General features: G+C 42.2%; 18 protein-coding genes (1 of these 18 only partly in view). 17 read left to right on the top strand and 1 reads right to left on the bottom strand.

The genetic code is table 11. The annotated features are described in order from the left end of the window. The first annotated feature begins 186 nt into the window (after positions 1-186). The 17 genes from secA to HMPREF9708_RS02645 all read left to right on the top strand — a co-directional run bounded on the left by secA (position 187) and on the right by HMPREF9708_RS02645 (position 18914). Positions 187-2646, top strand: coding sequence for a preprotein translocase subunit SecA (gene secA / locus HMPREF9708_RS02725; RefSeq protein WP_006308564.1), 2460 nt, complete (start codon positions 187-189; stop codon positions 2644-2646). Positions 2647-2729: 83 nt separating this feature from the next. Beyond that, positions 2730-3846, top strand: a protein-coding gene (gene prfB / locus HMPREF9708_RS02720) for a peptide chain release factor 2 (RefSeq protein WP_198004223.1) whose coding sequence is annotated in 2 segments (ribosomal slippage) — positions 2730-2801 and positions 2803-3846 — 1116 coding nt in all. Because the reading frame shifts where the segments join, the coding sequence is not laid out codon by codon here. 19 nt (positions 3847-3865) lie between these two features. Beyond that, positions 3866-4552, top strand: a complete 687-nt coding sequence (gene ftsE, locus HMPREF9708_RS02715; RefSeq protein ID WP_006308562.1) for a cell division ATP-binding protein FtsE — start codon at positions 3866-3868, stop codon at positions 4550-4552. Then, on the top strand, positions 4540-5424 hold the full coding sequence (ftsX, locus tag HMPREF9708_RS02710) for a permease-like cell division protein FtsX (RefSeq protein ID WP_006308561.1): 885 nt from the start codon (positions 4540-4542) through the stop codon (positions 5422-5424). The genes ftsE and ftsX overlap by 13 nt, the downstream gene beginning before the upstream one ends. Positions 5425-5621: 197 nt before the next feature. Next, complete coding sequence (locus tag HMPREF9708_RS02705; protein WP_006308560.1) at positions 5622-6395, top strand: response regulator transcription factor; 774 nt, start codon at positions 5622-5624, stop codon at positions 6393-6395. Further along, on the top strand, positions 6392-8164 hold the full coding sequence (gene pnpS, locus HMPREF9708_RS02700; RefSeq protein ID WP_006308559.1) for a two-component system histidine kinase PnpS: 1773 nt from the start codon (positions 6392-6394) through the stop codon (positions 8162-8164). Before HMPREF9708_RS02705 ends, pnpS begins: the two co-directional genes overlap by 4 nt. A gap of 223 nt (positions 8165-8387) precedes the next feature. Beyond that, positions 8388-9296: a phosphate ABC transporter permease subunit PstC gene (gene pstC, locus HMPREF9708_RS02695; protein WP_040447739.1), complete on the top strand. Its 909-nt coding sequence runs from the start codon at positions 8388-8390 to the stop codon at positions 9294-9296. Beyond that, positions 9296-10111 carry a phosphate ABC transporter permease PstA gene (gene pstA / locus HMPREF9708_RS02690; RefSeq protein ID WP_006308557.1) on the top strand — a complete coding sequence of 272 codons (816 nt, stop codon included), beginning with the start codon at positions 9296-9298 and terminating at the stop codon, positions 10109-10111. The genes pstC and pstA overlap by 1 nt, the downstream gene beginning before the upstream one ends. Position 10112: 1 nt before the next feature. Continuing rightward, on the top strand, positions 10113-10874 hold the full coding sequence (gene pstB / locus HMPREF9708_RS02685) for a phosphate ABC transporter ATP-binding protein PstB (RefSeq protein WP_006308556.1): 762 nt from the start codon (positions 10113-10115) through the stop codon (positions 10872-10874). A gap of 34 nt (positions 10875-10908) precedes the next feature. Next, positions 10909-11568: a phosphate signaling complex protein PhoU gene (gene phoU / locus HMPREF9708_RS02680; protein ID WP_006308555.1), complete on the top strand. Its 660-nt coding sequence runs from the start codon at positions 10909-10911 to the stop codon at positions 11566-11568. 144 nt (positions 11569-11712) lie between these two features. After that, positions 11713-12816, top strand: a complete 1104-nt coding sequence (locus HMPREF9708_RS02675; RefSeq protein WP_006308554.1) for a substrate-binding domain-containing protein — start codon at positions 11713-11715, stop codon at positions 12814-12816. A gap of 279 nt (positions 12817-13095) precedes the next feature. Further along, a complete protein-coding gene (locus tag HMPREF9708_RS02670) occupies positions 13096-13635 on the top strand; it encodes a TIGR01440 family protein (RefSeq protein ID WP_006308553.1) in 540 nt (179 codons plus the stop codon). Positions 13636-13744: 109 nt separating this feature from the next. Then, positions 13745-14956, top strand: a complete 1212-nt coding sequence (coaBC, locus tag HMPREF9708_RS02665) for a bifunctional phosphopantothenoylcysteine decarboxylase/phosphopantothenate--cysteine ligase CoaBC (protein WP_006308552.1) — start codon at positions 13745-13747, stop codon at positions 14954-14956. A 5-nt stretch (positions 14957-14961) separates the two neighbouring features. After that, complete coding sequence (locus HMPREF9708_RS02660; RefSeq protein ID WP_006308551.1) at positions 14962-15708, top strand: ABC transporter ATP-binding protein; 747 nt, start codon at positions 14962-14964, stop codon at positions 15706-15708. Beyond that, on the top strand, positions 15701-16987 hold the full coding sequence (locus HMPREF9708_RS02655; protein WP_006308550.1) for an ABC transporter permease: 1287 nt from the start codon (positions 15701-15703) through the stop codon (positions 16985-16987). The genes HMPREF9708_RS02660 and HMPREF9708_RS02655 overlap by 8 nt, the downstream gene beginning before the upstream one ends. A gap of 77 nt (positions 16988-17064) precedes the next feature. Next, a complete protein-coding gene (locus tag HMPREF9708_RS02650; RefSeq protein ID WP_006308549.1) occupies positions 17065-18147 on the top strand; it encodes a M42 family metallopeptidase in 1083 nt (360 codons plus the stop codon). Positions 18148-18170: 23 nt separating this feature from the next. Beyond that, positions 18171-18914: an MBL fold metallo-hydrolase gene (locus tag HMPREF9708_RS02645; protein ID WP_006308548.1), complete on the top strand. Its 744-nt coding sequence runs from the start codon at positions 18171-18173 to the stop codon at positions 18912-18914. Positions 18915-19012: 98 nt separating this feature from the next. On the opposite strand, the gene gshAB is transcribed toward HMPREF9708_RS02645, so the two are convergent. Continuing rightward, positions 19013-19870, bottom strand: the 3' portion of a protein-coding gene (gshAB, locus tag HMPREF9708_RS02640) for a bifunctional glutamate--cysteine ligase GshA/glutathione synthetase GshB (protein WP_006308547.1). The gene runs 1251 nt beyond the window's last position; the window shows 858 of its 2109 coding nt (coding positions 1252-2109); the start codon falls outside the window, past its right edge; it ends in the stop codon at positions 19013-19015.

The following is a 19870-nucleotide window of genomic DNA, read 5'->3' as shown; positions in this document are numbered from 1 at the left end:
GGCTTTGCTGGATTGAATGAGTTACCAGCTCGGATCCTGCTCAATCTGTCTATGTTTGAATCGAATTGATCATAATTGTAAAATGTCTTTTAAATATCAAACTTTTAGTGGTACAATGGTTGAGTGAATGCTTTTGTCTAAATGAGCATAGGCAGTAAATTATTGTGAAATAAAAGGAGTATATCGATGGCCAACTTTCTTAAAAATTTAATCGAGAATGATAATGCAGAATTACGTCGGACTGGTAAATTAGCCGATCAAGTGATGGCATTAGAAGGAAAATACCAGGAGATGACGGATGAAGAATTACGTGCTCAAACGACGATCTTTAAGGAGCAATTAGCCAAAGGGAAATCACTCGATGATATTCAGATTGAGGCATTTGCGGTCGTGCGAGAAGCGGCTCGCCGAGTGCTAGGTTTATTTCCATATAAGGTTCAAATCCAAGGTGGATTTGTTATTCATAATGGCGATATTGCAGAAATGAAGACCGGTGAAGGGAAGACCTTGACCGAAACGATGCCGGTATACTTGAATGCCTTATCTGGTAAAGGTGTGCATGTGGTAACCGTCAATGACTATCTCGCTACACGGGACTCTAAGGAAATGGGGGAACTCTATAATTTCTTAGGTCTCACAGTTGGGTTAAACTTAAACTCTATGAATGCGGAACAGAAACGGGCAGCCTATGCATGTGATATTACCTATTCAACCAATAACGAGCTAGGCTTTGACTATTTAAGGGATAACATGGTGGTCTATAAGTCTCAAATGGTTCAAAGACCCTTATATTTTGCGGTCGTCGATGAAGTTGATTCAATCCTTATTGATGAAGCGCGGACACCCCTGATTATTTCAGGTCAGGCGGAGAAGTCGACAGCGCTTTATAACCGGGCGGACTATTTTGCAAAGGGTCTGCGCGAGGACGAAGATTATACCATTGATTTAACGGCTAAATCGATTGCTCTAACCGATTTGGGCGTGGATAAAGCAGAAAAAATCTTCCGTTTAAATAATTTATATGATGTTGAGAATTCAGCGCTTGTCCACCACATTGACCAAGCTTTGCGCGCTAATTATATTATGCTCTACGATATTGATTATGTGGTTGATGAAGGGGAAGTCAAGATTGTCGATCCCTTTACCGGACGGATTATGGATGGACGACGCTATTCTGATGGTCTTCACCAAGCGATCGAGGCCAAAGAAAATGTTGAAATCCAAGATGAATCAAAGACAATGGCGACGATTACTTTCCAGAATTATTTCCGGATGTACAAGAAGCTTTCGGGTATGACGGGGACTGCTAAGACGGAAGAAGAAGAATTTAGAGAGATTTATAATATTAACGTTGTATCCATTCCAACTAATCGCCCTGTGATTCGGGATGATCAGGCGGATCTTCTTTACCCGAACCTCAAGTCTAAATTTGCTGCGGTGGTAGAAGAGATCAAACAACGTCATGCAAAGGGACAGCCAGTCTTGGTCGGGACAGTAGCAGTTGAGACTTCTGAGTACCTATCTCGACTACTTGATCGAGAAGGGATCCCGCATGAAGTCTTAAATGCCAAGAACCACTTCAAAGAAGCCGAGATTGTGATGTCAGCAGGTCAACGTGGAGCAGTGACCATTGCAACAAACATGGCAGGTCGGGGGACCGATATTAAGTTAGGGTCAGGCGTCAAAGAAGTAGGCGGTTTAGCTGTTATTGGGACCGAACGACATGAATCGAGACGGATCGATAACCAATTACGCGGTCGGGCTGGACGTCAAGGGGACCCAGGCGCTTCTCAGTTCTACCTATCGCTTGAAGATGACTTGATGCGCCGCTTTGGGTCTGACCGAGTTCAGGCCGTTTGGGAACGCTTGAACTTAGCGGATGATTCTCAAGAAGGAGAAGATATGGCCATCCAAAGTAAAATGCTCTCTCGTCAAGTGGAGTCAGCTCAAAAGCGGGTTGAAGGGAATAACTATGATACCCGTAAGAGTGTCCTTGAGTATGATGAGGTAATGCGTGAACAACGTGAGGTGATCTACGGTCAACGTCTCCAGGTAATCAACGAAGAGGAGAGCCTGACCCCTTATATTAAAGCGATGATTCGCCGGACAATTGAGCGGGAAGTGGCATTCGCGACAGAAGCAGATAAAAAGAAAGACTGGAAATTAGATGGGTTGTTAGATTTTGCTCATAATTATTTGACCCACCCAGATAATCTGCAACGATCCGATCTAGAGAATAAGTCTGCTAAGCAACTTATTGATTATTTATACAACCAGGCGGTCGCTGCTTATGATGAGAAGTTAGCCTTGTTAAATGGCCCTGAGCAAGCCCTTGAGTTTGAGAAGGTTATCATCCTACGAGTTGTTGATTCGAAGTGGACGGATCACATCGATGCAATGGATCACTTGCGTCAAGGAGTTGGGTTAAGAGCATATGCTCAGACGAATCCGCTTACTGAATATCAAACAGAAGGTTACGAGCGATTCCAGGAAATGATTGCTGCAATCGAAAAAGATGTTACACGCTATATCATGAAGGCGCAAATTCGTCAAAATGTTGAGCGCGAACAAGTGAACCAGCCAGTTAGAAGAGTGGATAATGGATCCATGCCATTGAACCAAACGGTAAAAACTTTAAAAGGCTAAAAATGGGGAGTTGTCAAAGACCCTTGGGACATCTGTCTTAAGGGTCTTTCAAATTCATCAACAGACGGAATGAGGTGTTAGACTTGGAGTTACATGAAATAAAGACACTGATCCAAGAAGCAGACCAAGAACTTGCATCAATTAGGGGGTCTCTTTGACATTGATCAAATGAAGGCTGACTTGGCAGAGAATGAATTGGCTATGAATGAACCGGGATTTTGGGATGACCAACAAAAAGCGCAAGCGGTGATCAAAACAAGCAATGACCTCAAGGAGCGACTTAATACATTCTTTCAAATTGAGCAAAAGCTTGAAGACATGCAGGTGGTGGTCGAACTGTACGAAGAGACGGAAGATCAAAGCCTGTGGGAGGAGTTGCAGACACTCCAGACCACTTTTTCACAAGAGTTAGAATCCTATCAGCTGTCACTCTTGCTATCGCAAGCTCATGATTCCGCCAATGCCATCATCGAGATCCACCCTGGTGCAGGTGGGACCGAATCACAGGATTGGGGTGAAATGCTGCTTAGAATGTATGATCGATGGGCACACCAAAAGGGCTATCAGGTCAAGGTGATTGATTATCAGAATGGTGAGGAAGCAGGGATCAAGAGCGTCACTTTAGAGGTCGCTGGAAACAAGGTTTATGGGCATCTCAAATCCGAAAAAGGCGTCCATCGGTTAATTAGAATCTCTCCTTTTGATTCCAATGGGAAACGCCATACTTCCTTCTGCTCTATTGATGTGACCCCATTGATCGACGATTCAATTGAGGTTGAAATAAATCCGGATGATTTGAGAATTGATACTTATCGAGCGAGTGGGGCAGGAGGTCAGCATATCAATAAGACTTCTTCTGCTGTAAGAATTACTCACCTCCCAACTGGGATTGTCACCCAGAGTCAATCTCAGCGGTCGCAAATCCATAATAAAGACCAGGCTATGAATCTGCTTAAGGCCAAGCTCTATCAATTAGAGGAAGAGCGCAAGCAGAAAGAATTGGCCGCAATTAAGGGTGACCAGCTAGAGAATGCCTGGGGATCACAAATTCGCTCTTATGTCTTTCATCCTTATTCAATGGTCAAGGACCATCGAACAGGCTATGAGACAGGGAATGCAGAGGCGGTCTTAGATGGAGAGATCGATGGCTTCATTGATGCCTATCTAAAATGGCAGTTAGAAGGACAACAGGATACCTAAAGAATGAAGGTGAAGATAAATGATTGAATTAAAAGAAGTAAGTAAGCAGTATCCCAATGGAATTTGGGCTCTAAAGGACATTGACTTGACCATTCAAACAGGAGAATTTGTTTATATTGTAGGGCCGAGTGGGTCGGGCAAGTCAACACTCATGAAGCTTTTGAACAAGCAAGAAGCGCCAACGACCGGTAGCATTCAAATCGATCATTTTAACTTGAATAAGGTGAGGGCACGCAATGTCCACCAACTTCGCCGTCATGTTGGCGTTGTTTTTCAAGATTTTCGCTTACTTCCAACCTACACAGTCTTCGAAAATATTGCCTATGCCCTAGAGGTGACAGGAGCGAGTCGTAAGGAGATCAAACACCGGGTCGATGAAGTTCTTGCGATTGTCAACATGAAAGCAAAAATGCACCAATTACCGCATGAGTTATCTGGTGGTGAACAGCAGCGGGTGGCGATTGCTCGCGCCTTAGCGAATAAGCCTCAAATCTTGGTAGCTGATGAGCCGACAGGGAACTTAGACCCAACGAATGCAGTAGAGATTATGCATGCTTTAGAAGCTGTAAACAAGCAAGGAACAACTGTTTTGATGGGAACACACAATGACAGCATTGTTAATTCGCATCCTCACCGCTTGTTACAACTGCACCAAGGTAAGTTAGTCCGAGACCTAGGAAGGAGTGGCAAATCGTGCGAAAGATAAGAAGTTTTTTCCGGCATCAGCGCGATGCCTACCGTTACTTATTTCGAAATGGCTGGATGACTTCTGCCTCTATTCTTATGATGACACTCACACTCTTTCTTACGGGTTTGTTAATGGTTTTTGTTGGGAATGTAGACCGGTTAACAAAGGCTGTTGAAGGTGAAATTCAGGTCCGAGTTCTGATTGATCCCATTGCGAGTCCTGAAGAGATCAAGGCTTTGGAAGGAGAAATTAGTCAGCTCGATGAAGTCAGTCAGGTCACTTTCCAGACGGCAGAAGAGGAACTAGAGACCTATAAAGAGTTTATTACGGAAGATTTTGATGTTCTAAATGATCAAAATCCATTGAATGATATGTTCCTTGTGAATGTTAAATCCGCTAAGAATATTGAATCGATCTCTCACCGTATTGAGCAGATGGATTATGTCTTAAGTGCTAATATAGGGAGCCTCGACCTCAAAGGCTTCATCAAAACAATTGACATCGGACGCTACGTGCTTGCGATACTGGCTGGCTCTTTTGTTATTATTGCGATTTTGCTGATTTCCAACAGCATCCGTATGACCATCAATGCCCGGTCGGCAGAAATTAATATTATGCGACTGGTTGGAGCCAAGCGAGGCTACATCCGAGCGCCCTTCACAATTGAAGGATTTATCATCGGAGTTATCGGAAGCTTATTGGCCTCCTTCCTCTTGTTTGTTTCTTATCAGACTTTGTTAAACCTATCGCAAAAGTATTTATCCTTTAATCCGAAGTACGCTTTGCCCCTCTGGCCAGATCTGGTGATTATTATGGGGATTATGTTAGCCCTTGCTTGTGTGATCGGATATTTGGCCGCTCGACGGGCAGTTAGAAAGCATTTAAAATAATCGATCAGATCGTTTCTTTTATTGAATGGACCCTATCCCAATGATTGCTCTTCCTAGAACAAGTTAGGATAGGGTCTTTTTCTTTTCCCCCTTACTTTATTAGATCATTGGACAGACCTTATAAAGGCTTTTAGTAGTGCAGTGATTTTGTTAGAATAGAAGAGAAAGAATTTCGGATTAGGCCAGGAGGTCTCGCTATGAAAAAGATACTGGTTGTAGATGATGAGCAGTCGATTTTAATGCTTTTAGAATATAATCTGACTCAAGCAGGGTACGAGGTTGTGACAGCAGAAGATGGGAAGACGGCTTACAAGTTGATAAAAAAAGGCAATTTCGATTTTATTATCCTAGATATTATGCTACCTAAGATGGACGGGATGGATGTCTGCCGCCGCGTCCGGCAAGAAAAAATTGAAACTCCTATTCTTATGCTTACTGCTAAAGACGACGAGTACGATAAAATCATCGGTCTGGAACTTGGTGCGGATGATTATATGACCAAGCCTTTTAGTCCTAGAGAGGTCATTGCTCGAATTAAGGCTATTGGACGACGGGTCGGAATTGAAGGAGCTTCAAGACGGGAAGAGGAAGGACGAGCGGAAGAGGGTGAGCGTTTGACCATTATCCCTCTGGATGCAGACGATAGTCCGATCAGTCAAGACCAACAGATGACCTTTGGTGAAATTGAGATTCATCCGGATCGGTATGAAGTTAAGGTTAGAGGGGAACTCATTGAAATGACCCCCAAAGAGTTTGAACTCTTGATGTATATGGCGATGAGAAAGGGAAGAATCTTGAGTCGCGACCAGCTCCTGAATAATATTTGGAATTTTGATTATGCTGGGGAGACTCGGATCGTGGACGTTCATATTTCCCATTTACGTGAGAAGATTGAAAGAGACACCAAAAAACCTGAATATATTAAGACAGTTCGCGGTTTCGGCTACAAATTTGAGGTGCCAACAGAATGAGATTGTACGTAAAACGCGGCAATCAGGTCATGGTCGCCATGATCAGTGCCTTGCTGGCTTCCATCTTTTTCTTCTGGGTCTGGCAAGACCAGATCAACCACATGATCCTAGAGGGTTTAAATCAGCATCTGGCCAATCAAGTGCAAGTCCTTCGAACCATGCAGGGCTTGGACTATGACGCCCCTTCTCATGACTTATTGCAAGAGACTAACCAGATTGGAAGCGAAGATATATATGCGATTCTGATTAGTCAAGACCAGATTACCGATGGACAGACCATCCGCGAACCCCTGTGGACCAATTACAATTACCGTAAGGGTCAAGTGAACTATCAGCCGATCCGTGACCACCTTAAAGAAAAAAACACGACTTCTGACCCCATTATTAACTGGCGGACAAGTTCTCATTATTTTAATGCAATGCCGGTGGTAGATGAAGGCAAAGATCGGATCTGGATGATTGAATATCGTCCGACTACTTTTTACCGGCCCCTCTGGATAAAATTTTGGACGACCTTATTAATAAGTTTTGTGATTGAGTGGGTCACGATTGTCGTCTTGCTCAGAATTTTTACCCGAAAGGTTTCCCAACCCCTGCGGTCGATTGAAGAAGGGGTTAGGGGGCTACTGCAAGAAGATTATTCGTATGAGTATATTAGTCACTCTATTCCAGAAGTCAATCGGCTTGGCCACCAGGTGAACCAATTGGTCGAATATCTCGACCAAGAACGGAACGAAGTCTATGCGGGTCAGCAACAATACTCCCTGCTTTTAGAGAATATTAACTTAGGGGTACTGGTAATTGATCCTCAGGGCCATATTGATATGTTTAACCCTGCCCTACAAGATATCTTATTGATCGAATCGGGGGTATTGGGACGGCCCTATCAAGGCGTCATTAAATCCTTTCAATTGATCAACTTAATCAATAATGTGATACGTTCTCATATGTCGATTCAAGAAGAAGTTGAGATCTATGTGCCGCAGGCCAAGTTTGTAGAGGCAACGATTTTACCTTATCGTGAAAGTGAGCGGTCTGAACCGTTTATCTTGGTTCTATTGTATGACATTACAGAAATTAGAAGGCTAGAGACTGTCCGTTCTGAATTTGTTGCCAATGCTTCGCACGAATTGCGAACGCCAATCACTGCCATAAAAGGATTTGCTGAGACCTTACTCGATGGGGCGATTAAAGAACCTGGGTTATCCGAGAAATTTATCCGGATCATCGCCAAAGAAAGTCAGCGGTTAGAGATGATTGTTGAGGATATTTTAGAGTTGTCCCGTGTAGAAAAGCAAAACCATGTTCAAGCGCGAGCGACCTTCGACTTAGTCGAAGCTGCCCAAAACATGGTTGATTTTCTTTCACAGAAGCTAAAGGCAAAGAATATTAAGGTGAAGCTAGTCAGCGAAGGGTCTACCCTCTACACAGGTGATCAGCATCGACTCGAACAAATTTTGACCAACTTAATTGATAATGCCATCAATTATTCAGAAGCGAATAGCCGCATTACGATCCAGATTAAGGGTAAGAAGAAGAAAGTAGAGCTTATCGTCGCAGATACTGGAATCGGAATTCCTGAAGATGAGCTTGATCGCATTTTTGAGCGTTTTTATCGGGTCAATAAGGATCGAAGTCGGAATTCTGGAGGAACCGGTTTGGGTCTTTCGATTGTTCGAAATCTAGTCAAAACCATGAATGGTAAGATTGAAGTCGAAAGTCAAGTGGGGGTGGGTACGCGATTCACCGTTACACTTCCCTACAATTAATCCACTCATCCTGTTTAATCTGATTTAGATACCCAAAGACCTTTCTTGACCTGAGAGAGGTCTTTATTTTTGCTGCAATGAATGGAAGCCCTCTATTAAATGTAATCGTTTTGTAACAAGATTTACTCTAAATTTACAAATAATTTACATAATTCGAGTACAATGAATGCGTATGAGTATCCAGCAAATGCTAGTACAAACTGATTATTGGAGGAGTTTTGAGATGCAAGGCAAAGCGGTTGAGAAAATCATGAAATATGTTTTCATGATTTGTGCACTTTTATCAATTTTATCTATACTCTTGATCTTTTATTTCATCTTTATTGGTGGAGTTAAGACCAAAGCGGGTTGGGAATTTGATGGCGGGCTCCCCTTCCTAATGGACCATGGTTTCCTTAAGACCTTACTTGGACAACAATGGCAGCCCTCATGGAAGGAGCCTTTATACGGGATCATGCCCTTTATTCTAGGGTCTATCTATGTCACAATTGGGGCGATTATTGTAGGGGTTCCAATTGGGGTTCTAACGGCAGTCTTCATGGCTTATTTCTGCCCACCTTTCCTCTATAAGATTCTCAAGCCAGCAGTTAATATGATGGCGGCTATCCCGTCGATCGTATATGGTTTCTTTGCTCTCCAGATCTTTGTTCCTTTCTTCAGAAATCTGAAGTTTCTACCGAATAATAATGGGATGCATATTGTAACGGCTTCGATTCTTTTGGGTATTATGATCTTGCCTACCATTATTGGCTTGTCTGAGGCGGCTATTCGGGCGGTGCCTAAACATTATTATAATGCTTCTATGGGACTGGGTGCGACTCATGAACGGTCAGTCATGCGGGTAATTGTGCCAGCGGCTAAGTCGGGGATTTTATCTGCGGTTATTCTCGGGATCGGTCGTGCCATCGGTGAAACCATGGCGGTCGTTCTGGTTGCAGGAAATCAGCCACGGTTGGCGACAAGTATCTTTGAAGGTACGCGAACATTGACGACGAACATTGTGCTTGAAATGGGCTATGCTTCTGGTGATCATCAGCATGCTCTCATCATGACCGCTTCTGTTTTGTTCATCTTTATTTTAATTATTAATAGTACCTTCATGTGGATTAAAGCGAAAGGAGACCGAGACTAATGAGCGCTAAATTGACACGGTTTTTAGTTTGGCTAGCAGCCCTCTTCACCTTGGGGATGCTCTTGTATATCGTGGCCTTTATTCTTTGGAATGGCTTGCCTGCTATGAATCCCGGCTTATTTGCCTGGAATTATACGACCAGTAATGTTTCGATGATGCCAGCTATTATTTCAACGCTCATCATGATTCTTTTCTCTCTCTTAATAGCAGCGCCAATTGGGATTTTTACTGCCTTTTACCTAGTCGAGTATGCTGATCGTGGAAACCGTTTTGTTTACTGGATCCGACTTGCAACGGATACCCTTGCGGCGGTTCCTTCCATCGTCTACGGTTTGTTCGGGATGTTATTCTTTGTTAATACGATTTTCAAGACCTATTCTCATATTGCCGGGATTTTGACGCTGACGATTATGATCTTACCGATTATCATTTCAGCGACTGAAGAAGCCTTATTGTCAGTGAATAATTCGCTGAGAATGGGGTCCTTGGCTCTAGGAGCCGGCAAACTAAGAACGATCTTTACGGTCGTTCTACCGGTTGCCATGCCAGGTATCCTATCTGGTGTGATTTTAGCAACAGGACGGATTGTGGGAGAATCGGCTGCATTACTTTATACAATGGGAACCTCTTCAGGAATGGTCAAAAACTTTCTTAGTTCAGGGCGAACACTCGCTACGCATATGTACGTCCTAACATCGGAAGGTTTACACGTGAAGGAAGCATATGCGACAGGTGCAGTTTTAGTTATTTTAGTGCTACTGATAAATGGGCTATCAACATGGTTGGGTAATAAGTTGGGAGCAGGAGGAAAATAATATGGCAAATAATACAAAATTTTTAATTAAAGACCTAGACTTCTATTACGGCGATTTTCACGCTTTAAAAAATATCAGCATGGATATTCAAGAGAATTTAGTAACGGCCTTTATTGGTCCTTCTGGTTGTGGGAAATCAACCTTTCTAAAAATTTTAAATCGTATGCAAGATCTGACTCCTGGTACGAAAGTTAAAGGATCTGTTCAATTAGATGGCATGGATATTTATGACAAAAGAATGGATGTCAATGATTTAAGAAAGCGGGTTGGGATGGTTTTCCAACAGCCTAATCCATTCCCTAAATCTATCTATGATAATATTGCCTATGGTCCAAGGACACATGGGATTAAAGATAAGGATAGACTGGATCAAATCGTGGAAGAGTCTCTACGAGGAGCGGCGATCTGGGATGAAGTAAAGGACAAGCTTCATCAAGATGCTACCGCTGTATCAGGAGGGCAGCAACAACGGATTTGTATCGCCCGTGCGATCGCGAATGAGCCAGAAGTGATCCTGATGGACGAACCGACATCCGCTTTAGACCCTATCTCAACAAATAAGATCGAAGATCTCGTTCACGATCTCAAATCAAAATATACAGTAGTGATTGTGACGCATAACATGCAGCAAGCGGCACGTATTTCAGATAAAACAGCTTTCTTCTATGAAGGGGTTGTTGTAGAGTTTGATGAGACGGAGACGATCTTCTCAAATCCTGCTAATGCCCAAACTCAAGATTATATCTCTGGACGTTTCGGTTAATTGTCATCCATATTAGACCTTAAGGGGGATTAAAATGAGAGAAATCTATACGCGCGATTTAGAGGCATTCACTAATAAGTTGTCTGAACAAGCAACAGCTGTGAATGATCAAGTGCACCAAGCAATCAATGCTTTTAATCAAGTCGACACACAAATTGCGGCGAAAGTATCAGCAGAAGATGAGAATGTCAATCGTTTGGCAAATGAAATTGAAAAAGAGGCCTACCGCTTGATCGCTCTTCAACAACCAGTTGCTGAAGATTTGCGATTAATCTTTTCTGTTATCAATATTTCGAGTGACCTAGAGCGGATGGGAGACCACGCCGTATCCATTGCAAAGAATATTGAACGTGTAGATGGAGAAGTAGAGAAAGTAGACAGCTTAGCAGCTATTATTAATGAAATGGCACAATTAACTTTAGAAATGATGGACCAAGTAATGACGGCCTTTATTAATCGTGATAAAGATCAGGCGCGTATCATTGCTGAAAAAGATGAGCAGTTAGATGCAAATCTTAAGAAATTATATAAACAATCTGCTGCACGTATGGAAAATGATCGGGATATCATTAACTCTGGAATTAATTACTTGTCGATTGGTAATTCGCTAGAGAGAATTGGGGATTATGTCACCAATATTTGTGAGCGGATCATCTATTTAGAGGATGCAACGATCGTTGATTTGAACCTCTAGTGTATTCTTAACTTTAATTTTACATTAAATTTACACTAAATTTACAATTGTGGTGTATGATGAAAATGTGCAACGTTGAGTGAGTTCAGCGTCGGCATATGTTTCATTGTAAATCTGACAATATCATAAGGAGTGTATGAATTCATGAAAAAATCATTGAAGGCTTTACCATTATTAGCAGTTGCAGGTCTTGGCGTAGCTGCAGTAACACCAGCATTCGCACAAGAAGGCGCAATTAATGTTATCTCTCGTGAAGATGGTTCAGGAACTCGTGGAGCATTCGTTGAGATCGTTGAAGTAACAGACGAAGATGGAAATGACTTAACAACTTCATCTGCAGCAATCCAAAACCAAACTTCAGGTGTTATTACAACTGTAGCAGGAGATCCTTCTGCAATTGGTTACATTTCTTTAGGTTCATTAGATGATTCAGTTAAAGCTGTTAAGGTTGATGGAGCTGAAGCAACTCCAGAAGAAATCACTGCTGGTTCTTACCCAATCGCACGTCCATTTAACGTGGCTTGGAATAAGGAAGAAGAATTATCAGATGTTACAGCTGATTTCTTAGACTTCATCATGTCTAAAGATGGACAAACAATTGTTGAAGAAGAAGGATACATTGCAGTAGTTGAAGAAGCAGCAGCTGAAGAAGAAACAGAAGAAGCAGCAGCTGAAGAAGAAACAGAAGAAGCAGCAGCTGAAGAAGAAACAGAAGAAGCAGCAGCTGAAGAAGAAACAGAAGAAGCAGCAGCTGAAGAAGAAACAGAAGAAGCAGCGGCTGAAGAAGAAACAGAAGAAGCAGCGGCTGAAGAAGAAACAGAAGAAGCAGCGGCTGAAGAAGAAACAGAAGAAGCAGCTGAAGAAGGTTCACGCATTGATAGCCTTCCTGCTTATGAAGCAACTGAAGAATTAGAAGGAACAATTGAAGTTGTTGGATCTACTTCAGTTTCTCCATTAATTGAAAAATTAGCTGAAGCTTACAAGGCTGTACAACCTAACGTTGAAATTAACGTTACTTCAAATGGTTCATCTGCTGGTATGGAAGCTGCTATGAATGGAACAGCTGACTTAGGAATGGCTTCACGTGAGTTAAAAGAAGAAGAAGCAGCAGCACTTGAGCAAAAAGTAATTGCTACAGACGGAATCGCAGTCGTAGTGAACAACGAAAACCCTGTTGAAGAATTATCTCTTGAAACAATTCGTGGAATCTTCTTAGGAGAAATTACTGATTGGGCAGACGCTAAATAATTTAACTCTAGAGTCTAGCTGGCCTGACAGAAAGGCCCTTTAGAGCAATAGAAATGAGGCGCAGTAGTGTAAATACTACTGCGTCTTTTTAAATAGTTCTGTCATTTATAGGGTTCATGTAAAAACCTTGCTATATCATATTTTTGAAGAAACAAAACGGGCCGCTCAGTCGCTTAAGTCCTGTTTAATTTGCTTAATGGTTTATTAAACAAAGATTTTTGGCAGGTGATTAGACTGTGGTATAATAATGGAAGGGATTACAAATTAGGAGATGATAATTTGGATATTGAAAAAGATGTCAATGCATTAATGGACGAAGTGATTGATTTATATCGGGATAAGGTCTCTCCTGGCGATATCTTTGTTTTAGGTTCTTCTACCTCTGAAATAGCAGGCGGAAGAATTGGAAAAGATTCTCATCCTGAGTATGGACAGGTCTTGGTAAAAGTGATTAGAGAACGATTGAAGGAATTAGACCTGTGTCTGGCTGTCCAAGGCTGTGAGCATATTAACCGAGCCTTGGTTGTTGAGCGTGCCACCGCAACGCAACACCACTTAGAAATTGTTTCAGTTGTCCCTGCGCTTCATGCGGGCGGGGGTTCTGCAGTGGCTGCCTATGAGCAGTTTGACGATCCTGTCATGGTAGAGTCCCTCCTTGCAACGTCAGGAGTTGATATTGGAGATACTCATATTGCAATGCATGTTAAACATGTTCAAATTCCAGTGCGGTTTGAGCAGAATACGATTGGTTATGCACGAGTGAATGGACTTACTTCCAGACCTAAGTTAATAGGTGGAGCACGTGCACATTATGCGTAGGGCCTAGGCGAAGGGAAAAAACCTTCGCCTTCGATTTTTAGTCTTATTAGGATTGCAGGATTAAGAAGGGATCGCTACAATATTGATAAGACGTTAAGGGAGGAAAGGCATGTTACTTGAAAACAAAAAAATTGGTATCCTAGTAACGGGAGGAATTGCAGCTTACAAGGTGACAGAGTTAGTGAGGCAGTTAATCAAGAAGCAGGCGCGAGTCAGAGTGATGATGACGGATTCGGCCACTAAGTTTATTACGCCACTGACACTTCAAGTCTTGAGCAAAGAAGAGGTTATTGTGGATACCTTTTCAGAAAATCACCCCGAAAACGTCCAGCATATCGAATTTGCTCAGTGGTGTAATGCTGCAATCTTAGCCCCTGCGACCGCCAATATTCTTGGAAAATTAGCAAATGGGATCGCGGATGATGTTGTATCCACTACCTTACTTGCACTAACCTGTCCTGTGGTGATCGCGCCCGCGATGAATGACAAGATGTTTCATCACCCTGCTGTGAGTCGAAATCTTGACTGTCTGCAAAAAGACGGTTATCGAGTGATCAGTCCAGAGACTGGCTTTTTAGCGGAAGGTTATGAAGCAGTTGGAAGAATGCCTGCTGTTGAGGTCTTAATCCATCAATTAGAAAGAGAACTGGCTAAGATTATTTATCCACAAGTTTTAGAAAATAAATGCGTGATTGTAACGGCTGGTGGGACTAAGGAAAGGATTGATCCTGTTCGTTTCATTAGTAATGATTCCTCTGGAAAGATGGGAGAAGCCCTTGCCTTGATGGCTCTTTATCTCGGAGCTAATGTCACGCTTATTACAACCAAGCAACCCTCAATTATGACAGATGGGATGGATATTCTAAGTGTTTCTTCGGCAGTTGATATGTATCAAGCGATTGATCAAGTTTTTGAAGCGTCAAACTATCTGGTAATGGCTGCAGCAGTGAGCGATTTTCGTATGAAAGACATCTCACCACATAAAATAAAGAAAGAAGGGTCCGATGTCACTTGGCATCTCACGAAAAATCCAGACATTATCAAGCATTTTGCTGAAAAGAAGAAAGAGCAAGTGGTCATTGGATTTGCTGCTGAGACCGATCAGGTTGTGGATTATGCTCGGAAGAAATTAAAGGCCAAAAATTTAGACTGGATTATTGCAAATGATGTTTCCAGAAAGGATGCTGGATTTAATGTCGATCAGAACCAAGTAACGATCCTAGGTTCCCAAGGTCAAGAGAGCCTTGTGCCGCTCATGTCCAAGATTAAAGTGGCGGAGCAAATATGGTCAGCGGTATTAGATCTAGATTTGAGAGGATAGAAAAAATGGTACTAGTTGTTAATAATTTGATCAGTGGCTATCGTCAAGTCCCCGTCATTAAAGAGATAGACTTTAACATTTCTCAAGGAGAGATTGTGGGATTGGTTGGTTTGAATGGGGCAGGGAAATCGACCCTCTTAAAAACAATTCTCGGTCTGTTAACCCCCATGTCAGGTGAAATCTCGCTTAATGGTGAGACGATAACTAAGGACCACCAAGCTTATGCTCAACAGATAGCCTATATTCCAGAAACCCCTATTTTATATGAGGAATTAACCTTACAGGAGCACTTAGAGATGACGGCGCTTGGCTATGACATTCCCCTTGAAATTGTTATGGAACGAGCACAACCCATGCTTAAGCAATTCCGTTTAGACCACCATCTCACTTGGTTTCCAAGTCATTTTTCAAAGGGTATGAAGCAAAAAGTGATGATCATCTGTGCCTTAGTGACTGATGCGAACTTATTAATTATTGATGAACCTTTTCTTGGCTTAGATCCCCTAGCGATTGATTATTTTTCTAAATTGCTTAAGGAAAGGGCTTCAAAGGGATGTTCGATTCTTTTTACTACCCATATTCTTTCCATTGCTCAAGAATTATGTGATCAATTTATTCTGCTGCAGAAGGGTCAGATTAAGGCCATGGGCAGCTTAACAGATTTAAGACAAGATTTTGCAAGTGACCAGGCAAGCCTAAATGATCTGTACCTCAAAATGGCGAGTCAAGAGATAGGTGAACCTCATGAATAACTTGCAGGATTTATTTAAAGATCGCATCATGAAGCGATTGAAAGAGATTGGTAAGTATAGTCGGCTAATCTTCAATGATCATCTGTCGATTATTCTATTTGGCTTGATTGGTTTTCTTCTGTTGATTTACCAACAGTTATTAAATCAGCTTTCAGGAGAAGTCTCCCTAACCTTTCGCTTAGGATTAACTAGCTTAATAACCCTCACACTTGTCCTATTCATCCAGTTCGGATCGCCCTATTGGCTTAATGAACCAGCAGATGATGCCTATTTGTTTGGCTGTGGGAAAGAGTGGCTCAGCTACTGGCGGAGAGGACTCTTTTATTCAATGGGCATATCCGCTCTATTGCTTGTTCCTGTTGTTGTAGTACTGATGCCTTTGATCGCGGCGGTCTCTGCCTGGCAAGCAAATCAAAGCCTCTTATTGATAGGGATAATCCTTCTTTTAAAGATGCTTCAGCTCTTTAACTTACATTTAAATGTTATGCGAACCCCTCGTCATCCCAAGGATCGGTTTAAAGCTGGAGCCTTTATGGTTAGCCTAGGAGGTTTGATTTTCCTTAGTTTATGGGTCGGACATCCTTGGTATATTGGGCTTTATTTAATCACAATACTCTGGCTCGGCTTGTTCACTTTGATGCGTTATCAGCGCTTGAAGGATGGACGCTTGGATTTCCATTATGCGATCCAAGAGTCACTTAAGCAACGGGCGAGATTTTACAAATTTGTTTCACTCTTTGCCAATGTCCCTGAAGTCGTTCCATCCATTAAGCGACGCAAGTTCTTAGATCCCTTGATTCAAGCTTTGACCCTTAAACCAATGAATCGTTATCAATACTATTATTTGCGGCTGATGATGCGCAATGATATCTATAGCGGAATCTGGATTCGGGTGAGTCTATTTATTGCTATCATGTACCAAATGGTCAAGCATTCGGTTCTTTTGTCGGTCTTATTAGGTGGAATCGGTTACCTACTGACGACGATTCAGTTACTTCCAATTCTGCGACTCAACCATTCACATCCATTTCAAAAAATCTATCCCGTTCAAGATGAGCAATTGCGGATTCGATCTTTTAAGCAAGTTCTCTTGCAGATCCTTATGATCCAGTCCCTGTGCTACTTGCTTGGTTTAGTTGTAGCTATGGGCTTTAGCCTCGATGTATTGCTTGTCTTATTGTTAGAAGTGGGAATTCTAGTTGGAATCCTATATGGCTACCTGCCTTTTTGGTTTCATAAATATGCCGGTCCAAATCAGATCCTTCCTCAGAAGAAATAAGTATTCTTTTTTGCTTGCTGAAGGAAAGCTTGGTAAAATTACAATATCAAATATTTTTTATAGAAAGTAGGATGACTATGACTGTTAATGAAGATTATCTCAAACGGTTGACTGAGGCTAACGGAATTGGAGGGAATGAAGGGCAATTACGCCAGCTCTTTAAAGAAGAGACTAAAGATGTTGCCGAAGAGTACCTACAAGATGGTCTCGGTGGGATTTTTGCTAAGCACACTGGTGCTGAAGATGGGCCTCGAGTAATGTTGGCAGGCCACATGGATGAAGTGGGCTTCATGGTTAAAGAGATAACGGATGAAGGTTTTATTAAGTTTGTAACAATTGGTGCTTGGTGGTCACAGGTTATGTTGGCTCAACAAGTCACCATTACGACTCGCGACCAAAAGACGTATCATGGGGTAACTGGGTCAAAACCCCCTCATGTCTTAACTGCGGAAGCGCGTAAGAAACCAATGGAAGTTAAAGATATCTTCATCGATTTAGGCGCTTCTTCAAAAGAAGAAGTTGAGAAGTGGGGAATCCGTCCAGGAGATATGATCACTCCATATATTGAAACACGTCGCCTTAATGACACCAAATTCTTATTAGGTAAAGCTTGGGACAATCGAATCGGTATGGCGGTTGCGATTGATGTATTGAAAGAATTAGCGGAAGAAGGGCACAAAACAGTTCTCTTCTCCGGGGCAAATGTGCAAGAAGAAGTAGGTCTAAGAGGAGCTAGAACGGCTGCCCACTTATTAAACCCAGATATCTCCTTTGCCTTAGATACTGGAACAGCAGGAGACACACCAGGCATGACGAAAGATGAATCTGCGAGTCACCTAGGCAAGGGACCTCAAATTATTGTCTATGATGCCTCAATGATTAGTCATAAAGGCCTAAGAGATTTTGTGATTGATATCGCTGAAAGAGATAATATTCCTTATCAATTAGAGTTTATTCCGGGTGGTGGAACAGACGCAGGTTCTCAACACTTAAGCCTCAACGGGATTCCTTCACTTGCTATTACAGTTCCAGTGCGGTATTTACACTCCCATACCTCTGTCATTCATGAAGATGATTACCTAAACATGGTTAAACTTGTCAAAGCTGTGGTCAAAGAGTTAGATACGGAAACGCTGAAACAAATTAAGGAGAATGCATAGGATTATCCGAAAGGAGAGTTAATGTGAAGCTGACCGTTATCGGTTGTGCAGGTGGTTATCCTTATCAGGACCGGGCAACTTCTAGTTATTTGATCCAAAATAGTGAAGGGGGACACCCCATCCTTCTGGACGCGGGAAGCGGGAGCCTGCGGTCGCTTGAAAAAATTATCGATCCGACCCTTGTCAAGACTTTAATCGTCAGTCATGACCATGCGGACCATACTGCAGACGTCGGTGCTTTTCAGCATGTGGCGATGTTGCGCCAGTCACAGGCCCCTTCGACTCCTTTAACTATTTATTGCCATGACCAATCGCAATATGCCAAATTATTAATGGAAAATGAAAGTAATCATCTTCAATATTATGGACCCAAGACGGTTATTCACGACCAGTCCTATGTGATCCGTTTTCAAAAAACGAACCATCCAATCGAGTGTTATGCTATGAGAATTCAGGAAGTGGAGACTCAGAAAGTCATCGTTTATACAGCTGACTCCGCATGGAGCGAAGACCTGGTTGAATTTTCCAGTGGGGCAGACTTGCTTTTGGCGGATTGCAATTTTCTAGATGAGGAAGGGGAGAACGATCTTCATATGACCGCTTCTCAGCTTGCTAAACTAGCCAATGAAGCAAAAGTTAAGCAAGTTGTACCCGTCCATATACCACCTCAAACTGATCATGCTCTGATGGTTCAACAAATAATGGCCAGTTTGAACCGGGATATTTCTTTGTTGGAAGCCTATCAAGGAGCGGTCTATGAGGTGTAAAAAAGGTTTAGATTTAGATTTTCTAAATAGCTAACACCAAGAAATAAGAACCCAGTCGCATAACGCAACTGGGTTCTTATTTCTTGGTGTTAAATGTTTTAGCTAGGCTTTGCTGGATATTCTGGGAATAAAGCTTCAATCAAGAACCGACTCAATGGCTGTGCTTGGCCTTGGGCTGGAAAAAGATGGAGTGACATCATAGGATTATAATTAGCTTCTAAAATAGCATAGTCGCTAGAATCTTTAATAGGTAGAGCGGAGTTTTTGATGATAATATCTACGCCACAAATGAAGGTTTCTAGAGATTTCGCGGCTGATTGGGCAATTTCAAGATAATCAGGATGTACACTTTGGGTGCGGTCAATGGCAATACCACCAGAAGAGACATTCGAATTATTTCTTAAGAGGACACGTTGGTCTTTCATAGGAATTGAGTCACCAGATAAATTCTGTTCTTTTAGCGTTAAACGTTCAATGGGACCTAATTCAAGATAAGTGAGTGGTGCGATATGTTTGATTCCTCGTAATGGATTTTTGTTCTCTAAGTCAATTAATTCTTGAATTGTGTGCTTTCCATCACCCATAACATGTGCACTCTGCCGTTCGCAAGCAGCTAGAACTTTTCCATCTTGCACATAAAAGCGAATCTCAGTCCCTTCGATATATTCCTCAATCAAAATCGTCTTGTCATGTTGGAAGGCTTCGCTAACAGCTTGTTGATAAACCTCCAGACTAGCACCCTCTTTAAAAAGGGTGATCCCTAAACCATAGTTAGTATTTTTTGGTTTTATCACAAAAGCTTGATTGCTGTAGTGGGGATAGGCTGCCATTGCCTTTTTGCGAGATGAAAAGACCTGACCGCGAGGTGTCCTTAGATTGTGCTCATCAAGAATCTTTTTAGTTGCCAACTTATTATCCATTATAAAATAGGAAATGAGTGAATCCTTTGAAGTCAT

This window comes from Facklamia languida CCUG 37842 (assembly GCF_000245795.1).
Taxonomy (GTDB): Bacteria; Bacillota; Bacilli; order Lactobacillales; family Aerococcaceae; genus Facklamia; species Facklamia languida.
Note: the sequence above shows the minus strand (reverse complement) of the source record. Positions and strands in the feature narration are given on the sequence as shown.